The 16,930-nt window shown below is 70.3% G+C and carries 16 protein-coding genes; 6 read left to right on the forward strand and 10 right to left on the reverse strand.

Annotation, left to right across the window (positions count from 1 at the left end):
* Positions 1–14: 14 nt before the first annotated feature.
* Entirely contained in the window at positions 15–347 is a 333-nt protein-coding gene (locus OG933_RS14830; RefSeq protein WP_020131163.1) for a hypothetical protein, read from the reverse strand.
* Positions 348–569: 222 nt separating this feature from the next.
* Between OG933_RS14830 and OG933_RS14835 the strand changes: the two genes are divergently transcribed.
* Entirely contained in the window at positions 570–1,598 is a 1,029-nt protein-coding gene (locus OG933_RS14835; RefSeq protein ID WP_405627418.1) for an LLM class flavin-dependent oxidoreductase, read from the forward strand.
* 83 nt (positions 1,599–1,681) lie between these two features.
* On the opposite strand, the gene OG933_RS14840 is transcribed toward OG933_RS14835, so the two are convergent.
* Positions 1,682–2,074: an SCO5389 family protein gene (locus OG933_RS14840; protein ID WP_020131165.1), complete on the reverse strand. Its 393-nt coding sequence runs from the start codon at positions 2,072–2,074 to the stop codon at positions 1,682–1,684.
* Positions 2,075–2,396: 322 nt separating this feature from the next.
* Here OG933_RS14840 and nucS point away from each other — a divergent pair, with 322 nt between their 5' ends.
* Complete coding sequence (gene nucS / locus OG933_RS14845) at positions 2,397–3,068, forward strand: endonuclease NucS (protein ID WP_020131166.1); 672 nt, start codon at positions 2,397–2,399, stop codon at positions 3,066–3,068.
* Positions 3,069–3,138: 70 nt separating this feature from the next.
* On the opposite strand, the gene OG933_RS14850 is transcribed toward nucS, so the two are convergent.
* Complete coding sequence (locus OG933_RS14850) at positions 3,139–5,652, reverse strand: ATP-binding protein (RefSeq protein WP_405627420.1); 2,514 nt, start codon at positions 5,650–5,652, stop codon at positions 3,139–3,141.
* A gap of 237 nt (positions 5,653–5,889) precedes the next feature.
* On the reverse strand, positions 5,890–6,213 hold the full coding sequence (locus tag OG933_RS14855; protein WP_020131168.1) for an STAS domain-containing protein: 324 nt from the start codon (positions 6,211–6,213) through the stop codon (positions 5,890–5,892).
* Positions 6,214–6,638: 425 nt separating this feature from the next.
* Between OG933_RS14855 and OG933_RS14860 the strand changes: the two genes are divergently transcribed.
* Positions 6,639–7,211: a cob(I)yrinic acid a,c-diamide adenosyltransferase gene (locus OG933_RS14860; RefSeq protein WP_020131169.1), complete on the forward strand. Its 573-nt coding sequence runs from the start codon at positions 6,639–6,641 to the stop codon at positions 7,209–7,211.
* Here the strand turns inward: OG933_RS14860 and OG933_RS14865 are convergent.
* The gene (locus tag OG933_RS14865) at positions 7,208–7,825 is read right to left on the reverse strand and encodes a hypothetical protein (protein ID WP_362526247.1); all 618 of its coding nucleotides are present in this window, start codon (positions 7,823–7,825) and stop codon (positions 7,208–7,210) included. The two genes, OG933_RS14860 and OG933_RS14865, sit on opposite strands and share 4 nt — an antisense overlap.
* Before the next feature lie 153 nt (positions 7,826–7,978).
* Here OG933_RS14865 and OG933_RS14870 point away from each other — a divergent pair, with 153 nt between their 5' ends.
* The 3 genes from OG933_RS14870 to OG933_RS14880 all read left to right on the forward strand — a co-directional run bounded on the left by OG933_RS14870 (position 7,979) and on the right by OG933_RS14880 (position 11,813).
* Complete coding sequence (locus OG933_RS14870) at positions 7,979–9,199, forward strand: sensor histidine kinase (RefSeq protein WP_405627422.1); 1,221 nt, start codon at positions 7,979–7,981, stop codon at positions 9,197–9,199.
* Positions 9,196–9,876, forward strand: a complete 681-nt coding sequence (locus OG933_RS14875; RefSeq protein ID WP_362526241.1) for a response regulator transcription factor — start codon at positions 9,196–9,198, stop codon at positions 9,874–9,876. Before OG933_RS14870 ends, OG933_RS14875 begins: the two co-directional genes overlap by 4 nt.
* Positions 9,877–9,989: 113 nt before the next feature.
* Entirely contained in the window at positions 9,990–11,813 is a 1,824-nt protein-coding gene (locus OG933_RS14880; protein WP_362526239.1) for a glycoside hydrolase family 18 chitinase, read from the forward strand.
* 23 nt (positions 11,814–11,836) lie between these two features.
* Here OG933_RS14880 and OG933_RS14885 read toward each other — a convergent pair whose 3' ends face one another.
* From OG933_RS14885 to atpA, 5 genes are all read right to left on the reverse strand, one after another.
* Positions 11,837–12,283: a DUF2550 domain-containing protein gene (locus OG933_RS14885; protein ID WP_020131174.1), complete on the reverse strand. Its 447-nt coding sequence runs from the start codon at positions 12,281–12,283 to the stop codon at positions 11,837–11,839.
* A gap of 142 nt (positions 12,284–12,425) precedes the next feature.
* Positions 12,426–12,800, reverse strand: a complete 375-nt coding sequence (locus OG933_RS14890; RefSeq protein WP_057584029.1) for a F0F1 ATP synthase subunit epsilon — start codon at positions 12,798–12,800, stop codon at positions 12,426–12,428.
* A 109-nt stretch (positions 12,801–12,909) separates the two neighbouring features.
* A complete protein-coding gene (gene atpD / locus OG933_RS14895; RefSeq protein ID WP_327185112.1) occupies positions 12,910–14,346 on the reverse strand; it encodes a F0F1 ATP synthase subunit beta in 1,437 nt (478 codons plus the stop codon).
* A complete protein-coding gene (locus OG933_RS14900; RefSeq protein ID WP_054239903.1) occupies positions 14,346–15,263 on the reverse strand; it encodes a F0F1 ATP synthase subunit gamma in 918 nt (305 codons plus the stop codon). The genes atpD and OG933_RS14900 overlap by 1 nt, the downstream gene beginning before the upstream one ends.
* Positions 15,264–15,284: 21 nt before the next feature.
* On the reverse strand, positions 15,285–16,874 hold the full coding sequence (gene atpA, locus OG933_RS14905; protein ID WP_267018398.1) for a F0F1 ATP synthase subunit alpha: 1,590 nt from the start codon (positions 16,872–16,874) through the stop codon (positions 15,285–15,287).
* Between the last annotated feature and the right edge of the window lie 56 nt (positions 16,875–16,930).

Genomic DNA, 16,930 nt, shown 5'->3' on the forward strand with positions numbered 1-16,930 from the left:
ACAGCTGACGGCCGCTAGAACTTCGGCGCGTTACGGGACCGCCGCACCCCCGGGGTGCGGCGGTCCCGTGCGTTCCAGCACGCCTTGTGCCAGTGCCGGCGGTCGTCGACGCCCGCGTGCTCGGGCCAGACGACGACATGCGGTACACCGTCGGGGATCAGCTGGTCGCAGCCCGGGCACCGGTACGCCTTGCCCTGGGCGCTCGCGCCGGCCACGTGCCGCACACTCCACTGCTCGCCCTGCCAGCTCTCCCCCGACTGCCAGCCGCCGTAGCGGCTCGCGCGGTCGTCCTCGGCGCTCTGGCCGGAGGAGCCCTCACCCTTGGGGCGGTTGCGACGCGGGGACACGGGACACCTCACGGGGCTATACAGGGAGCAGGATTGCCGTCCAGCCTACGCGGCGTGCGCGCGGGTACCCGTAGGGCAGCGGTCCCCACAAGTCGCCCTCCCGGACGTCCCATTCTCCAGACAATCCGCATATCTCTCCGCCAGGCCGTGTCCTCGGCACGTGTCAGACGGTTATGCCGGGTGGGGGAGCTCCGTGTCGGAGCCAAGGAAGCAGGAAAGTCCATGCGCGTTGGAAGTTTCGTGTTGGGAGCCCAGTTCCCCGGCCAGGGTCAGGGAGAGGCGCTGCACCGCGCGGTCCGCTCGGCCGAGGTGGCCGAGGAGGCGGGCCTCGACTCGGTCTGGCTGGCCGAGCACCACTTCGTGCCGTACGGCACGTGCCCGTCGGCGGTCACGCTCGCCGCGCTGCTGCTGGGCCGCACCCGCCGCATCCGGGTGGGCACGGCGGTCAGCGTACTGCCCACCGTCCACCCCGTCGCGCTGGGCGAGCAGGCCGCGCTGCTGCACGTGACGAGCGGCGGCCGCTTCTCGCTGGGCGTGGGGCGCGGCGGCCCGTGGGTCGACCTGGAGGTGTTCGGCGCGGGCCTGGAGGCGTACGAGCGGGGGTTCCCGGAATCACTCGATCTGCTGGTGCGCTGGCTGCGCGACCCCTCGGTGGGGGCCGACGGCGAGCGGTTCCGCTTCCGCGAAGTCCCCGTCGTCCCCAGGCCGTCGGAGGCGCTGACGGACGCGTCGGGCCCGGAGGTCGTCGTCGCGTGCACCTCGCCGGCGAGCGTACGGCTGGCCGCCGAGCGCGGGCTGCCGATGCTCCTCGGCATGCACGTGGGGGACGAGGAGAAGGCCGAGATGGTCGCCGCGTGGCGGCAGTACGCGCGCGCGGCCGGGCGGTCCGGGGACGAGATCCGGGGCGCGGCACATGTCTCGGCGGGCGTCTGCCAGATCGCGGACCGGCGCACGGACGCGGTGGAGACCCTGGTGAAGGCGATGCCGGGCTGGCTGCGGCAGGGGCTCGACGCGCATGTGACGGTGGACGGCCGGGCCCGCTCCATGCGGGACCCGGTGGCATACACCGAACTGCTCTGCGGGCTGCACCCGGTGGGCACCCCGCGGCTGTGCGCCGACCGTCTCGCGGCGACCGGCGAGCGGACCGGCATCTCGCGTTTCGCCCTGCTGGTCGAGGGTTCCGGAGACCTGGCGGCCACCGAGGAGAACGTACGGCGGCTGGGCTCGGAGGTGCTCCCCCACCTCCGGTGAACAGCCCAGCCGGCCGAGAGGCTTGCCGCTCCCGTACTGATGGAACCTCCCGCGTCAGGAGCGGCAAGCAACAGGCTCACGTGTCAGCAGTCCCGGAATTCCGGGGACTGGTTCAGCACCTGGCTGCGGACCGAGGTGAATCGGGCGAGCTTCTCGTCGACAGCCGGCTCCAACGGGAACACCGCCACCCGGTGGCAGTTCTGGAAGGCCAGCCGCACACCGAAGTGCCGCTGCAGCGCGCCGCGTATGGCGTCACTCGCGAGCGCGCGCAGCAACTGCCCGCGTGCCTGCTCGTCCGGCGGGGGCGTCTGGTTGTCGGCGAAGTCTCCGCCGTCCACCTTCAGCTGGGCCACCAGGGAGCTGACCATCTCCCATGCGTAGGGCAGGGAGGTCCGGACGCAGTCGACGAATTCTGCTTCGTCGACCTCGCCTCGCTCGGCCTGTTCGAGTAGGGCCGGTGAGACGTCGAGCGACATGGGTACTCCTCTCGCACCCCCGGAACATCAGGGGTTGCCGGACAGGGAAAGGGAGTTCGCATGCCGAAACACCGCACACGCTGAGTACACGCATCGCGACCTCCCGTTCACTACGGTAGGCAACGGACGGTGACCGCACCAGGAGAATGGGCACATAGGGAACTCCAAGTAGGCACACAATCGGCCACTGTCGAGCAGCTGGCGAACGATGGGTTACCAGGTCGAAAGGGGCGGGCCCGAAGGGGCCTCGGTTGAGGGTGGGGTGTGGGAGACGGGCGGGCGAATCGCGTGCTTGGTGGGGCGTCGGATAGCGTTGCGCACCATGCGTCTCGTCATCGCCCGGTGCTCCGTGGACTACGCCGGCCGGCTCACCGCCCACCTCCCCTCCGCGCCCCGTCTCATCCTGGTGAAGGCGGACGGCAGCGTCTCGATCCACGCGGACGACCGGGCCTACAAGCCCCTGAACTGGATGTCGCCGCCCTGCACGCTGAAGGAGGGCGCGGGCGACGAGGAAGGCGTCTGGACCGTCGTCAACAAGGGCGGAGAGAAGCTCATCATCACGATGGAGGAGATCCTCCACGATTCTTCGCACGAACTCGGCGTCGATCCCGGCCTGATCAAGGACGGCGTGGAAGCACACCTTCAGGAACTGCTCGCCGACCGCATCGAGACCCTCGGCGAGGGCTACACCCTCATCCGCCGCGAGTACATGACCGCCATCGGCCCGGTCGACATCCTGTGCCGGGACGCGGAGGGACAGACCGTCGCGGTGGAGATCAAGCGACGCGGCGAGATCGACGGCGTCGAGCAACTCACCCGCTATCTGGAGCTGTTGAACCGCGACCCGCACCTCGCCCCGGTGCGTGGTGTCTTCGCGGCCCAGGAGATCAAGCCCCAGGCCCGCGTGCTCGCCACCGACCGCGGCATCGGCTGCCAGGTCCTGGACTACAACGCGATGCGGGGCATCGAGGACGACAAGCTGCGGCTGTTCTGACCCACCCACCCGTACGAAGAGAAGGCCGGGTTCCTGGAGAGGAACCCGGCCTTTTCATGTGCCTGGAGGCTCAGATCACCTGGTCCGGCGAGGCCGATGCGGAGGGGCCGGAGGAACTGATCGAGCTCGCGGGCGAGGAGGACATCGAGCTGCTTGCCGAGTTCGAGATCGGCGGGCTGCTGTCCGCCGGGGGCGGGGTGGTGGTGTCGGACTCGGACGCCGAGGGCGAGGGTGACGCCGAGCCCGAACCGCCGCTGGACGAGCCGGACGGCGACGGGGACGCGGACCCCGAGTGCGTACTCGACGACGACGGCTTCGGCGTCGAGGACGACCCACCGCTCCCCGACCCGTGTGAGCTGCTCGCCTCCGACGACGGCTCCGCCTCCCCCGTGGGGGACGGGTCGTCCGAGGTGCCCATCGTTCCGTCCGGGCCCGGGTCCGTCGGCCTGCTGGTCGCCTCGCCCGTGTCGGCGGAACCGCTGTCGTCGCCGGGGGTGTCGGAGTCCGGGCCGCCGTCGTCCAGGCCGGTGCTGACGGACGGGTTGACGCCCACCCGGTCGGAGGGGTCGTTGGCGTCGTTGTTGGAGGTCGCGCCGAGCGTCACGACCGTGCCGAGGACGGCGACGAGCAGCGCGCCCGCGCCGGCCGCGACCAGGTTGCGCTTGGCCAGGCTCTTCAGGCCGCCCCGGTTGTGACGAACCGGCGGGCCGGCGGGCTCACGGCGGGCGACGACGGTCTCGGCCTCCGGCGGGTAGGTCGCAAGCGCCGCCTGGATGCCGCGCGGCGGGGACGCCGACTCCTCGTGGCGGGCGTCGGGCACCTCCTCGCCGGCCGTCGCCGCCGCGAGGCCGGGTACGTCCCCGGAGCGGTCGGTGACCAGGGCGAGGGCGCGGCGGCCGGCGACGGTCCCGCGCTTGTCGGCGATCGCCCCGCGCAGGGCGAGGGAGGCCTCCAGCTCGGAGCGGGCCCGGTCGAGGTCTCCGCCGCAGAGGGCGAGGACGCCCATCTCGTGGTGGAAGTAGGCCCGGTCGGCGGACTCCCCGGCGAGCCGGGCGGCCTCGGCGCCCTCGTGCAGGCTGCTCTCCCAGGCGCTCCAGCGCAGGCCCGCGGCGAAGGCGGGCGCGGCGGTGCGGGCGAGCTGGACGGCGGTGGACTCCTCGTCCTCGCCGGTTCGGGTCGTCGTGGGGACGATCACGACGAGGGCGGCGAGGACCGCGTCGGCCTCCGCGCAGACCCGCTCGGGTGTGACCGAGGGGTGTCCGGCCCACCAGGCGTAGTGCTGAGCCGCGGAGTGGGCGCGGGTCTCGACGTCGTCGGCGTATCCGGCGGCCTCGAGCTGGGTCTGGACGCCGGCGGCGAGCCGGTAGCGGGTGCCGACCGGGGAGACGAGTCCGCAGGCGGCCAGTTCACCGAGGGCGGCGTCGGCGTGGGTGTCGCCGACCAGGGCGGGCAGGTGCGCCTGGTGCGGGACCTCACCGTCCAGGGCGACGGCGAAGCGCAGCGTCGCGCGGGCGGAGGCGCTGAGGCGGGCGGCGAGCAACGGCGCGGGCGCGGCGGCCTCGCCGAGCGAGGGCAGGGGTATCTCCTCGGCCTCGCCGGCTCCGGCGAGACCGTCGACGGGGTCGGCGAGCGGCCGGGCGTCCTCGAAGACACCGAACACGTCGACCGCGTCGGCGCCGGCCCGCAGTTGGTCGCGCTGCGAGAGCAGGGCGCCGGCCTGGACGAACCGCAGCGGCAGTCCCTCGGACTCGAACCACAGGTCGCCGGCCCAGTTGGCCTCCTCCTCGGTGAGGACGCGGCCGACGGAGTGCTCGATCACCTCGACGCCGCCCGCGCGGTCCAGTCCGGTGAGGACGACCTCCTCGACGGCGGACTCCGCGGAGGGCAGCGGGGTGTCGGGGGTCGCACCGAGCAGGAAGGCGCACTCGGGCGTCGCGTCCAGGAGTTCGTCGAGGGCGGCGCCGCCGAGGTCGAGGTCGTCGACCACGACGACCGCGCCTATCTCGCGGACCAGGGCTCTCAGGTCGTCGCTCTCGGGGCGGTACCGGGGAGCGTCGTAGACGGCGTGGAAGAGGTCGTGCAGGAGGTCGGCCGAGGTGCGGCGGAAGCCGGTGAGGCGGACGACGCCGTCGGGGGCGAGGTCCTCGCAGTCCTCGGCGACGAGGTCGAGCAGGCTGGTGCGGCCGGAGCCGGGCGGGCCGGTGAGGCGGACGGAGCGGCCGCGGGCCAGCAGGCGGACCAGCTGTTCGCGTTCGTCCTGGCGGCCCAGCAGCGGCTGGGCGGGCCGGGCGGTTCCGGCGGGGGCCGGCGGCCGGGCGGCGCGCTCGGCCTCGGCACGCTGCTCCGCAGTGCGCTTGGCGGGGCGCTCCGGTATCTCGGTGGGCGGGCAGAGTTCTATCTCGCTGCCGTCGACCGGATTGACCGTGAGCAGGTGTTCGCCCGCGACGAGCCGCACGGTGCGGGCCAGGGCCGGCGCGTGCTGGCCGAAGTCGGGGGTGAGGGGGTCCCTGGACGGGCGCGGGCGCGGCGTGCCGCCGTCGTCGTCCTGGCCGTACTCCTCGGGTCCCCGGGTGTTCGGGTCCATAGGTTCAAGCCCCCCAAAAGCGTCGTGTGGCGGTAGCCCCTCCCGGCCTTGCTGCACACTGCGCTGTCGCTTCTGGTCCGGTGCCCGCTCGAGGGCTGAGAGCGGCGGGCAGACGAACCGTAAACCTTCGCACAGTATCTACGACAGCCCGGGGTGCCGGGCCGCCCGAAGCGTCACAGTCTCGTGAGGATTGCGCCCGTCGCATGATTTCCGCCGCAGGCCACGCCCCCTCGGGGTTCAGACCCGGGGCAGGGACTCCACGCCGATACCGCCCTCGATCGCGAGGATCCGGTGCAGTCGGGTGGCCACCAGCAGGCGTTGCATCTGCGGAGGCACCCCGCGCAGCACCAGGCGTCGGCCGCACCGGCCGGCCCGTCGGTGGACGCCCATGATGACGCCGAGTCCGGTGGCGTCCCAGGAGTCCAGCTCGGACAGGTCGAGCACCAGGTCGCCGACTCCGTCGTCCACGGCCGTGTGCAGAGCCGTACGGGCATCCGCCGCGCTGCGAACGTCGAGACGACCCCCGACGACCAGCTCTACGTGGTCGCCCCTGATGTGCATAGCGCTCCCCTAAGCGTGCGTCTCGTGCTCCGCGGTGGTGGTGTCCGGTGTTGCATCCTCTGACTGCGGGAAGCGGTCGGAGGTTGCCGTCTGTGAGCGAACCGATACCGAATTCACTCGCAGGGGTGAGGCCCATGGGGCCTGTGCGGTTTCGGTGCTTGTAGAAGCCCTGCCCGCTCAGGCGTCCGATGTCACCGGCGTCAACCATCCGGCGCAGCCGCTCCGCATGCCTCTCGGCGGGAGATTAGCGGGCGTGAGGCGCTGTGTGACCGGTTAGTAACGCGGCTCACGTCTCAGGGCGTGAGACGCCGGTCACGTCGTCAATTACTGTCCGATTCACGCCGATTGGACCGGGACTGACCAGGCGCCGACAGCAGTGACGAAGGGAACGGAACGGATCCTCCGGGACGGTCTAGATTGGCCGCATGGTCAATCTGACGCGCATCTACACGAGGACCGGCGACCAGGGCACCACCGCTCTCGGCGACATGAGCCGGGTCGCCAAGACCGACCTGCGGATCGCCGCGTACGCCGACGTCAACGAGGCGAACGCGGCGCTCGGCACGGCGCTCGCGCTGGGCGGACTGGACGAGGAGCTCGGCGGGGTGCTCACCCGGGTCCAGAACGACCTGTTCGACGTGGGCGCGGACCTGTCGACGCCGGTGGTGGAGAATCCGGAGTTCCCGCCCCTGCGGGTCGAGCAGTTCTACGTCGACCGTCTGGAGGCGGACTGCGACCGGTTCAACGAGCGGCTGGAGAAGCTGCGGTCGTTCATCCTGCCCGGCGGCACCCCGGGCGCGGCCCTGCTCCACCAGGCCTGCACGGTCGTCCGGCGGGCCGAACGCTCCACCTGGGCGGCGCTGGAGGTGCACGGTGAGCGGATGAACCCGCTCACCGCGACCTACCTCAACCGGCTCTCGGATCTGCTGTTCATTCTGGCCCGCACCGCGAACAAGGCGGTCGGCGACGTGCTCTGGGTGCCGGGCGGGGAGCGCTAGCGCATCTTGGCCGGTTCCCGCTCCGACCCGCCGTCCGATCCGCCGTTCGGTCCGCCGTCCGGCCCGGACTTCGGTTCCGACTTCGGTCCGGACTTCGGGAACAGGGTGTAGCTCCCCGCGATGACGAGGTTGATGCCGATCACCCACAGCATCCGCGACTGCCACGCCCGCAACGAGTCGGTCTCGCCGTCCCCGCCGACGTACCAGACGGCCGCCTGGAGCAGCGCCACGGCGACCAGTGCGGCGAGGGTCCAGCGGCCCGCGACCTTCCATTCGTGGAGGGCGCGGGCCCTGCCGTACTTCGGCGGCCGCACGGGCGGCGGGCCGCCGGCGAACCGGTGGGCGACCCGGGCATCCGCCCACCTGACGGTGGAGTGGCCGAGGCCCACGGTGAAGCCGATGTAGACCGCGGCGAGGCCGTGCCGCCAGTCCGGCTCGGCGCCGTGTCTGAGGTCGATCGCGGTCACCACGAACAGCACGACCTCCAGCAGCGGCTCGCACAGCAGCAGGGCCAGCCCCAGACGCGGCATCCGGAACACGTACCGGAAGGCCAGTCCGGCGGCCAGCAGCACCCAGAAGGCCACCTCACAGGCGATGATCAGTCCGACGATCACGGTTCGCTCCTCTCGCTCACCCTTCCAGGCTCCCGGCCGGGAGAGCGCGTCTCGTCGTCGGCGGTGACGAACTCGCGGTACATCGAAAGATGCAGTTCGGGACCGTTCCCGGGAAGCAGGCGGACGGGAGGCGAGGCGTGTTGGATGGAGGACATGGCCGTCCGAGACCTGCACCGCCTGCGCCGCCCGCACCGCCCGCACCGCCCGCACCGCCCGCACCGCCCGCACCGCTTCGACGTGTACATCGCGGTCGGCGGGCTGCTCGGCGGGCTGCTGTTGGTCGCCATCGGTCTGGGCACCCGGCCGTCCGACGATCCGATCACGCTTCTCGACGGCCCCTGGCCGATCCTGGTGCCGCTCTGCGTGATGGCCGGCTGCGAGGTGCTGCGCCGGGTCGCGCCGCGCACGGCCCTGCTGACCGGCACGGCCGCGATCGTCCTGGACACCCTGACCCAGGGCAACCTGTTCACGGTGCTGATGTACACCGACCTGATGTACGCGGCCGTCCTGTACGGTCCGCTCGCGTCGGCCCGCCGGATCCAGTGGATCACCGGACTGCTGACGGTGGCCGGGACGCTGGTGCCCTTCGCGGTGTGGCGGGTGCCGGAAGCTCTGCTGATCGGGGTGGTGGTCGGCATCGTGGCCTACGCGCCCGCCGCCACCGGCTGGATCGTGCGCAACCACCGCGACGCGGCCGAGGCGGCCCGGCTGCGGGCCGAACAGACCGCGCTGCTCGCCGAGATGGACCGCACCCAGGCGGTCACGACCGAACGGGCGCGGATGGCGCGGGAGTTGCACGACATGGTCGCCAACCACCTGTCCGCGATCGCTATCCACTCGACGGCGGCTCTCTCGATCGACGACCCCGACACGTCCAGGCAGGCGCTGTCCGTCATCCGCGAGAACAGCGTCGAGGGGCTGGCGGAGATGCGGCGGCTGATCGGGATCCTGCGCGACGGCAGCGGGGACCGCGAGCCCGCCGCGGCCCCCACCCTGGACGGCCTGGAGGCTCTCGTCGACAGTGCCCGCGCCAATGGTCTCGACGTCGCCCTCGACTCCGAGCCCGGTGCGGTGCCGACCCCCGTCGAACTCGCCGCCTACCGGATCGTCCAGGAGTCGCTGACCAACGCGCTGAAGCACGCCGGCCCCGGCCGGGTCACCGTCGCCCTCGTCCGGCGCGACGGGGTGCTCGACGTGCGGGTGCGGAGTCCGTACGGCCGTCGGGACGGGCCCCGCGCGCCCGGCTCCGGCGCCGGGCTCGTCGGCATGCGGGAGCGGGCGGCGCTGCTGGACGGCACGTTCGACGCCGGGCCCGAGGACTCGTGCTGGACGGTGCGTGCCACGTTTCCCCTCACCGAAGGAGAGCCCGTATGAGCTCCGCCATCCGGGTCCTCGTCGCCGAGGACCAGTCCGCCGTACGCGCCGGGCTCGTCCTGATCCTGGGCAGCGCGTCCGACATCGAGGTGGTGGGCGAGGCGGCGGACGGGGAGCAGGCGGTGGCGCTGGCCCGGGAGTTGCGGCCCGACGTGGTCCTGATGGATGTTCAGATGCCGCGTCTCGACGGGGTGTCGGCGACCCGGAAGGTCGTCGAGGAGGGGCTCGCCGACGTGCTGGTGCTGACCACCTTCGACCTCGACGAGTATGTGTTCGGGGCGCTGCGGGCGGGTGCTGCGGGGTTCCTGCTGAAGAACACGGAGGCCAGGGACCTCCTGGCGGCGGTCCGTACGGTGGCCGCCGGGGAGGGGCTGATCGCTCCCGCGGTGACCCGCCGGCTGATCGCCGAGTTCGCCGCGAAGCCGGTGCGGGCGCCGAAGGCGGATCCCGCCGTCCTGGACGCCCTCACCCGGCGCGAGCGCGAGGTGCTGGCCTGTCTGGGCGAGGGGATGTCCAACGCGGGCATCGCCGGGCGCCTCGACATGGCGGAGGCGACGGTGAAGACGCACGTCAGCCGTCTGCTGGGGAAGCTGGAGCTGCGCAGTCGGGTGCAAGCGGCGGTATTGGCGCAGGAGTTGGGGATCCGGGCGGGATCCGAAGGGGCTCCGGAGGTTTAGCGGGCCGCAGTGGTCCAGACCTATTGACCTGTGGTCCAGACCTTTCTATTCTCGCGGCACCGTGGGCGTGAAGGCTCAGTCACGCCCCCCGACTCCCCCCGAGGAGGCGCAGGATGCGCTTCAGACACAGAGCCGCGGCAGGGTTCGCGACGCTGCTGCTCCCGCTGGCCGGCCTGGTCGGCCTCGCGAGCCCCGCTCAGGCCGCCACGACCGCCACCGCCACCTACACCAAGGCATCGGACTGGGGCACCGGCTTCGAGGGCAGGTGGACGGTGAAGAACACCGGCACCACCGCCATCAGTTCATGGACGGTCGAGTGGGACTTCCCCTCCGGCACCTCCGTCACCTCCGCCTGGGACGCCGACGTCACGTCCTCCGGCACCCACTGGACCGCCAAGAACAAGTCCTGGAACGGCACCCTCGCCGCAGGCGCCTCCGTCTCCTTCGGCTTCAACGGCGCGGGCGCCGGCTCCCCGTCCAACTGCAAGCTCAACGGCGACAGTTGCGACGGCACGACGGTCCCGGGCGACGCCTCCCCGTCCGCCCCGGGCACCCCGACCGCCTCCGCCCTCACCGACACCTCGGTGAAACTGACCTGGTCCGCCGCCACCGACGACAAGGGCGTCAAGAACTACGACGTCCTGCGCGACGGCGCCAAGGTCGCCACGGTCACGACGACCTCCTACACGGACACCGGTCTGACGGCCGGCACCGACTACTCCTACACCGTCCAGGCCCGTGACACCGCCGACCAGACCGGCCCGGTCAGCGGCGCGGTCGCGGTCCACACCACCGGCGGCGGCACCACTCCCCCGACCACCGGTTCCAAGGTCAAGCTCGGCTACTTCACCGAGTGGGGCATCTACGGCCGCAACTACAACGTCAAGAACCTGGTGACGTCCGGTTCGGCCGCGAAGATCACGCACATCAACTACGCCTTCGGCAACGTGACCAACGGCCAGTGCGCGATCGGCGACTCCTACGCCGACTACGACAAGGCCTTCACCGCGGACCAGTCGGTCAGCGGCGTCGCCGACACCTGGGACCAGCCGCTGCGCGGCAACTTCAACCAGCTGCGCCAGCTGAAGGCCAAGTACCCGAACATCAAGGTGCTGTGGTCCTTCGGCGGCTGGACCTGGTCCGGCGGCTTCGCCCAGGCCGCGGCCAACCCGGCGGCGTTCGCGCAGTCCTGCTACAACCTGGTCGAGGACCCGCGCTGGGCCGACGTCTTCGACGGCATCGACATCGACTGGGAGTACCCGAACGCCTGCGGCCTGTCCTGTGACACCAGCGGGGCGGCGGCCTACAAGAACCTGATGCAGGCCCTGCGCGCCAAGTTCGGCACGGGCAACCTGGTCACCGCGGCCACCACCGCCGACGGCTCCTCCGGCGGCAAGATCGACGCGGCCGACTACGCGGGCGCGGCGGCGTACGTCGACTGGTACAACGTGATGACGTACGACTTCTTCGGCGCCTGGGCGGCCCAGGGCCCGACGGCCCCGCACTCCCCGCTCACCTCGTACAGCGGCATCCCGCAGGCCGGATTCACCACGGCCGACGCGATGGCCAAGTTCAAGGCGAAGGGCGTACCCGCGAGCAAGCTGCTCATCGGCATCGGCTTCTACGGCCGCGGCTGGACCGGTGTCACCCAGGACGCCCCGGGCGGCACGGCCACGGGCCCGGCGGCCGGCACGTACGAGCAGGGCATCGAGGACTACAAGGTCCTCAAGACGTCCTGCCCGGCCACCGGCACCATCGCCGGCACGGCGTACGCGAAGTGCGGCAGCAACTGGTGGTCCTACGACACCCCGGCCACCATCGCCGGCAAGATGACCTGGGCCAAGAACCAGGGTCTGGGCGGCGCGTTCTTCTGGGAGTTCAGCGGAGACACCAGCAACGGCGAGCTGGTGAGCGCCATCAACAGCGGACTGTCGTAACCGTCGTAGAAGTGTTCGTGTAACTAAGCGACGTTGACGCGCTGACCGGGCGGGGCTGCTTCGAGCCACGCGAGGAAACCGGTCAGCGCGTCTTCGCTCATCGCGAGCTCGAGACGCGTGCCCCGGTGCACACAGGTGAGGATCACCGCGTCGGACAGCAGCGCCAGCTCCTCCTCGCCCTCGGGAAGACGGCGGCCGGCCACCTCGATCGAACCGCGCTCCAGAACCCGGCGCGGGCGGTAGGCGTACGAGAAGACGCGGTACCACTCGATGCGGTCGCCGTTGTAGCGGGCGACCCCGTAGCTCCAGCCCTTTCCGCTCGTGTCCGGTTTCTCGGAGACGTCCCAGCGCAGGGAACAGTCGAAGGTGCCGCCGGACCGCTGGATGAGTCTGCGGCGCAGGCCGAAGACGAACAACCCCAGCGCCACCAGGGCCACGACGATTCCGCACACAGTCAGAGCGAGGACCATCGACACCGACCTCCTCGTCTCCTAGGTACCGAAAATAGGTAACGGAACGGAAAAAACATCCATATCTGCCTCAGCCGCGGTCGGCTCCGGATTGCTCCGGTGCCGACCGCGGCTGAGTGACGTCAAGCGGTTACACGCTGGCTCAGCGCGAGGCCGCCGCACGCAGTCGTACGTCCGCGCGACGCTCGGCGGCGGCATCGCCCTCCGCCTTCGCGCGCTCGAGTTCCCGCTCCACGCGCTGGACGTCGATCTCGTCCGAAAGCTCGGCGATCTCGGCCAGCAGCGACAGCTTGTTGTCCGCGAACGAGATGAAACCGCCGTGCACCGCGGCGACGACCGTTCCACCATCACTCGTACGGATGGTCACCGGGCCCGACTCCAGCACACCGAGCAGCGGCTGGTGACCGGGCATGACGCCGATGTCGCCCGACGTGGTGCGCGCGACGACCAGGGTGGCCTCGCCGGACCAGACCTCTCGGTCGGCCGCGACCAGCGCGACGTGCAGCTCAGCAGCCAAGGTGGCTCCTCGGGTCACCACCCGGCGGATCTGCCGGGTGTTGGTTACAAGTCTAAGGGGCGTACGAAGAGGGGCGGGACGCACCCGCCCCTCTTCAAGAGCACGAGGCTCAGGAGACGCCGAGCTCCTTGGCGTTGGCCTTGAGGTCCTCAATGCCACCGCACAGGAAGAACGCCTGCTCCGGGAAGTGGTCGTACTCGCCGTCGATGATCGCGTTGAACGCGGTGATCGACTCGTCCAGCGGGACGTCCGACCCGTCGACGCCGGTGAACTGCTTGGCGACGTGGGTGTTCTGGGACAGGAAGCGCTCCACGCGACGGGCACGGTGGACGGTGAGCTTGTCCTCCTCGCCCAGCTCGTCGATACCGAGGATCGCGATGATGTCCTGGAGGTCCTTGTACTTCTGCAGGACCGTCTTGACGCGCATCGCGGTGTTGTAGTGGTCCGCCGCGATGTAGCGGGGGTCCAGGATGCGGGACGTGGAGTCCAGCGGGTCCACGGCCGGGTAGATGCCCTTCTCGGAGATCGGACGGGAGAGAACCGTCGTCGCGTCGAGGTGGGCGAACGTGGTGGCCGGGGCCGGGTCGGTCAGGTCGTCCGCGGGGACGTAGATCGCCTGCATCGAGGTGATCGAGTGACCACGGGTCGAGGTGATGCGCTCCTGGAGGAGACCCATCTCGTCGGCCAGGTTCGGCTGGTAGCCCACCGCGGAGGGCATCCGGCCGAGCAGGGTCGAGACCTCGGAACCGGCCTGGGTGAAGCGGAAGATGTTGTCGATGAAGAACAGCACGTCCTGCTTCTGCACATCGCGGAAGTACTCCGCCATGGTCAGACCGGCCAGGGCCACGCGCAGACGGGTGCCCGGGGGCTCGTCCATCTGGCCGAAGACCAGGGCGGTCTTGTCGATGACGCCCGACTCCGCCATCTCCTCGATGAGGTCGTTGCCCTCACGAGTGCGCTCACCGACACCGGCGAACACGGAGACACCGTCGTGGTTGTTGGCTACGCGGTAGATCATCTCCTGGATGAGCACCGTCTTGCCGACGCCGGCACCACCGAACAGACCGATCTTGCCGCCCTTGACGTACGGGGTCAGCAGGTCGATGACCTTGACGCCGGTCTCGAACATCTCGGTCTTCGACTCGAGCTCGTCGAAGTTCGGCGCCTTGCGGTGGATGGTCCAGCGCTCACCGTCGTAGGTCTCGTCGACGTTCAGCACCTCACCGAGGGTGTTGAACACCTTGCCCTTGGTGAAGTCGCCGACCGGGACGGTGATGCCCGTTCCGGTGTCGGTGACGGCGGCCTGGCGGACCAGACCGTCGGTGGGCTGCATGGAGATCGTGCGGACCAGGCCGTCACCCAGGTGCTGGGCGACCTCCAGGGTCAGCGTCTTCTTCTCGCCGTCGTTCGCCGGGTCGGCGACCTCGACGTGAAGGGCGTTGTAGATCTCCGGCATGGCGTCGACGGGGAATTCCACGTCGACGACCGGGCCGATGACCCGGGCGACGCGGCCCGTGGCAACGGCCGTCTCAACTGTCGTCGTCATTACCTGTCACTCCCCGCGGTCGCGTCGGCCAGGGCTGCGGAGCCACCGACGATCTCGCTGATTTCCTGGGTGATTTCGGCCTGGCGGGCCGCGTTGGCAAGGCGGGAGAGCGTCTCGATGAGCTCTCCTGCGTTGTCGGTGGCCGACTTCATCGCGCGCCGCGTGGCGGCGTGCTTCGAGGCTGCCGACTGGAGGAGAGCGTTGTAGACGCGGCTCTCCACATACCGCGGCAGAAGGGCGTCGAGGACGTCCTCCGCCGAGGGCTCGAAGTCGTACAGCGGAAGGATCTCGCCCTTCGGCGCCGACTCCTTGGCAACCTCGTCGAGGCTGAGCGGCAGCAGACGGTCATCGAGCGCCGTCTGCGTCATCATCGAGACGAACTCGGTGAAGACGATGTGGAGTTCGTCCACGCCACCCTCGGCCGTGTCCTTCTCGATCGCCTCGATCAGCGGACCCGCGACCTTCTTGGCGTCCGCGTACGACGGCTCGTCCGTGAAGCCCGACCACGATTCCGCGACCTTGCGCTCACGGAAGTTGTAGTGCGCGAGACCACGCCGGCCGACGATGTACGTGTCGACCTGCTTGCCCTCGGCCTCGAGGCGTGCCGTCAGCTGCTCCGCGGCCTTGATGGCGTTGGAGTTGAAGGCACCGGCGAGACCACGGTCGCTCGTCAGGAGCAGCACCGCGGACCGCACGACCGTCTCGGCCTGCGTGGTCAGCGGGTGCTTCGTGTTCGAGCCGGTACCGACCGCCGTGACCGCGCGGGTGAGCTCGGTCGCGTACGGCGTGGAGGCCGCCACCTTGCGCTGTGCCTTGACGACACGCGAGGCGGCGATCATCTCCATCGCCTTGGTGATCTTCTTGGTCGCGGTGACGGATCGGATGCGACGCTTGTAGACCCGGAGCTGGGCTCCCATGAGTCAGGTCCCTTCCTTACGTCACTTGGCCGCGGCCGGGGCGTCCTCGCCGAGAAGCTTGCCGTCCGAGGTCTCGAACTGCTTCTTGAACTCGGCGATCGCGTCGGCAATGGCGATGAGGGTGTCGTCCGACATCTTGCCGCCCTCCTTGATGGAGGTCATGAGGCCCTGCTCCTTGCGGTGCAGGTACTCCAGGAGCTCCTTCTCGAAGCGGCGGACGTCGGCGACCGGAACGTCGTCCATCTTGCCGGTGGTACCGGCCCACACGGAGACGACCTGGTCCTCGGTCGGCATGGGCTGGTACTGAGCCTGCTTGAGCAGCTCGACCAGTCGCTGACCGCGCTCCAGCTGGGACTTCGACGCGGCGTCCAGGTCGGAACCGAAGGCGGCGAACGCCTCCAGCTCACGGTACTGGGCGAGGTCGAGGCGCAGCCGGCCGGAAACCTGCTTCATCGCCTTGTGCTGCGCGGAACCACCGACTCGGGAGACGGAGATACCGACGTTCAGCGCGGGGCGCTGACCGGCGTTGAACAGGTCCGACTCCAGGAAGCACTGGCCGTCGGTGATGGAGATGACGTTGGTCGGGATGAACGCCGAGACGTCGTTGGCCTTCGTCTCGACGATCGGCAGACCGGTCATCGAGCCGGCGCCCAGGTCGTCGGAGAGCTTTGCGCAGCGCTCCAGCAGACGGGAGTGCAGGTAGAAGACGTCGCCCGGGTAGGCCTCACGGCCCGGCGGGCGGCGCAGCAGCAGGGACACGGCGCGGTAGGCGTCGGCCTGCTTCGAGAGGTCGTCGAAGATGATGAGGACGTGCTTGCCCTCGTACATCCACTGCTGACCGATGGCCGAACCGGTGTACGGCGCCAGGTACTTGAAGCCGGCCGGGTCGGACGCCGGGGCGGCGACGATGGTCGTGTACTCCAGCGCGCCGGCCTCTTCGAGGGCGCCACGCACGGAGGCGATGGTCGAGCCCTTCTGGCCGATGGCGACGTAGACGCAGCGGACCTGCTTGTTCACGTCACCGGAGCGCCAGTTGTCGCGCTGGTTGATGATCGTGTCGACAGCCAGGGCGGTCTTGCCGGTCTGGCGGTCACCGATGATCAGCTGACGCTGACCACGGCCGACCGGGGTCATCGCGTCGACGGCCTTGTAGCCGGTCTCCATCGGCTCGTGGACCGACTTACGGGCCATGACACCCGGAGCCTGGAGCTCCAGGGCACGGCGGCCGGACGTCTCGATCTCGCCGAGGCCGTCGATCGGGTTGCCGAGCGGGTCGACGACACGGCCGAGGTAGCCCTCGCCGACGGCGACGGACAGGACCTCTCCCGTGCGGGTGACCGGCTGGCCCTCCTCGACGCCGCTGAACTCGCCGAGGATGACGGTACCGATCTCGCGCTCTTCGAGGTTGAGCGCGAGGCCGAGGGTGCCGTCCTCGAACTTCAGCAGTTCGTTGGCCATGGCCGAGGGAAGGCCCTCGACCTTCGCGATGCCGTCGCCGGCAAGGGTGACCGTACCGACCTCCTCGCGCGAGGCCGCGTCCGGCTTGTACGACTGGACAAAGTTCTCCAGCGCATCCCGGATCTCCTCCGGCCGGATCGTGAGCTCCGCCATCTGGGTTCCCTGCTCTCCTTGTTGGGCCCGAAGTTTCACTTTGGGGGGATGGGGAC

It is taken from the genome of Streptomyces sp. NBC_00016 (genome assembly GCF_045040885.1).
GTDB classification, from domain to species: domain Bacteria; phylum Actinomycetota; class Actinomycetes; order Streptomycetales; family Streptomycetaceae; genus Streptomyces; species Streptomyces coriariae.

What these genes read in the sequence shown, in the direction of transcription:
- OG933_RS14835 (WP_405627418.1), top strand. Translation starts at nt 570, where the DNA reads ATGCGCGTTGGAAGTTTCGTGTTGGGAGCCCAGTTCCCCGGCCAGGGT.
- OG933_RS14840 (WP_020131165.1), bottom strand. Translation starts at nt 2,074, where the DNA reads ATGTCGCTCGACGTCTCACCGGCCCTACTCGAACAGGCCGAGCGAGGC.
- nucS (WP_020131166.1), top strand. Translation starts at nt 2,397, where the DNA reads ATGCGTCTCGTCATCGCCCGGTGCTCCGTGGACTACGCCGGCCGGCTC.
- OG933_RS14850 (WP_405627420.1), bottom strand. Translation starts at nt 5,652, where the DNA reads ATGGACCCGAACACCCGGGGACCCGAGGAGTACGGCCAGGACGACGAC.
- OG933_RS14855 (WP_020131168.1), bottom strand. Translation starts at nt 6,213, where the DNA reads ATGCACATCAGGGGCGACCACGTAGAGCTGGTCGTCGGGGGTCGTCTC.
- OG933_RS14860 (WP_020131169.1), top strand. Translation starts at nt 6,639, where the DNA reads ATGGTCAATCTGACGCGCATCTACACGAGGACCGGCGACCAGGGCACC.
- OG933_RS14870 (WP_405627422.1), top strand. Translation starts at nt 7,979, where the DNA reads ATGGCCGTCCGAGACCTGCACCGCCTGCGCCGCCCGCACCGCCCGCAC.
- OG933_RS14875 (WP_362526241.1), top strand. Translation starts at nt 9,196, where the DNA reads ATGAGCTCCGCCATCCGGGTCCTCGTCGCCGAGGACCAGTCCGCCGTA.
- OG933_RS14880 (WP_362526239.1), top strand. Translation starts at nt 9,990, where the DNA reads ATGCGCTTCAGACACAGAGCCGCGGCAGGGTTCGCGACGCTGCTGCTC.
- OG933_RS14885 (WP_020131174.1), bottom strand. Translation starts at nt 12,283, where the DNA reads ATGGTCCTCGCTCTGACTGTGTGCGGAATCGTCGTGGCCCTGGTGGCG.
- atpD (WP_327185112.1), bottom strand. Translation starts at nt 14,346, where the DNA reads ATGACGACGACAGTTGAGACGGCCGTTGCCACGGGCCGCGTCGCCCGG.
- OG933_RS14900 (WP_054239903.1), bottom strand. Translation starts at nt 15,263, where the DNA reads ATGGGAGCCCAGCTCCGGGTCTACAAGCGTCGCATCCGATCCGTCACC.
- atpA (WP_267018398.1), bottom strand. Translation starts at nt 16,874, where the DNA reads ATGGCGGAGCTCACGATCCGGCCGGAGGAGATCCGGGATGCGCTGGAG.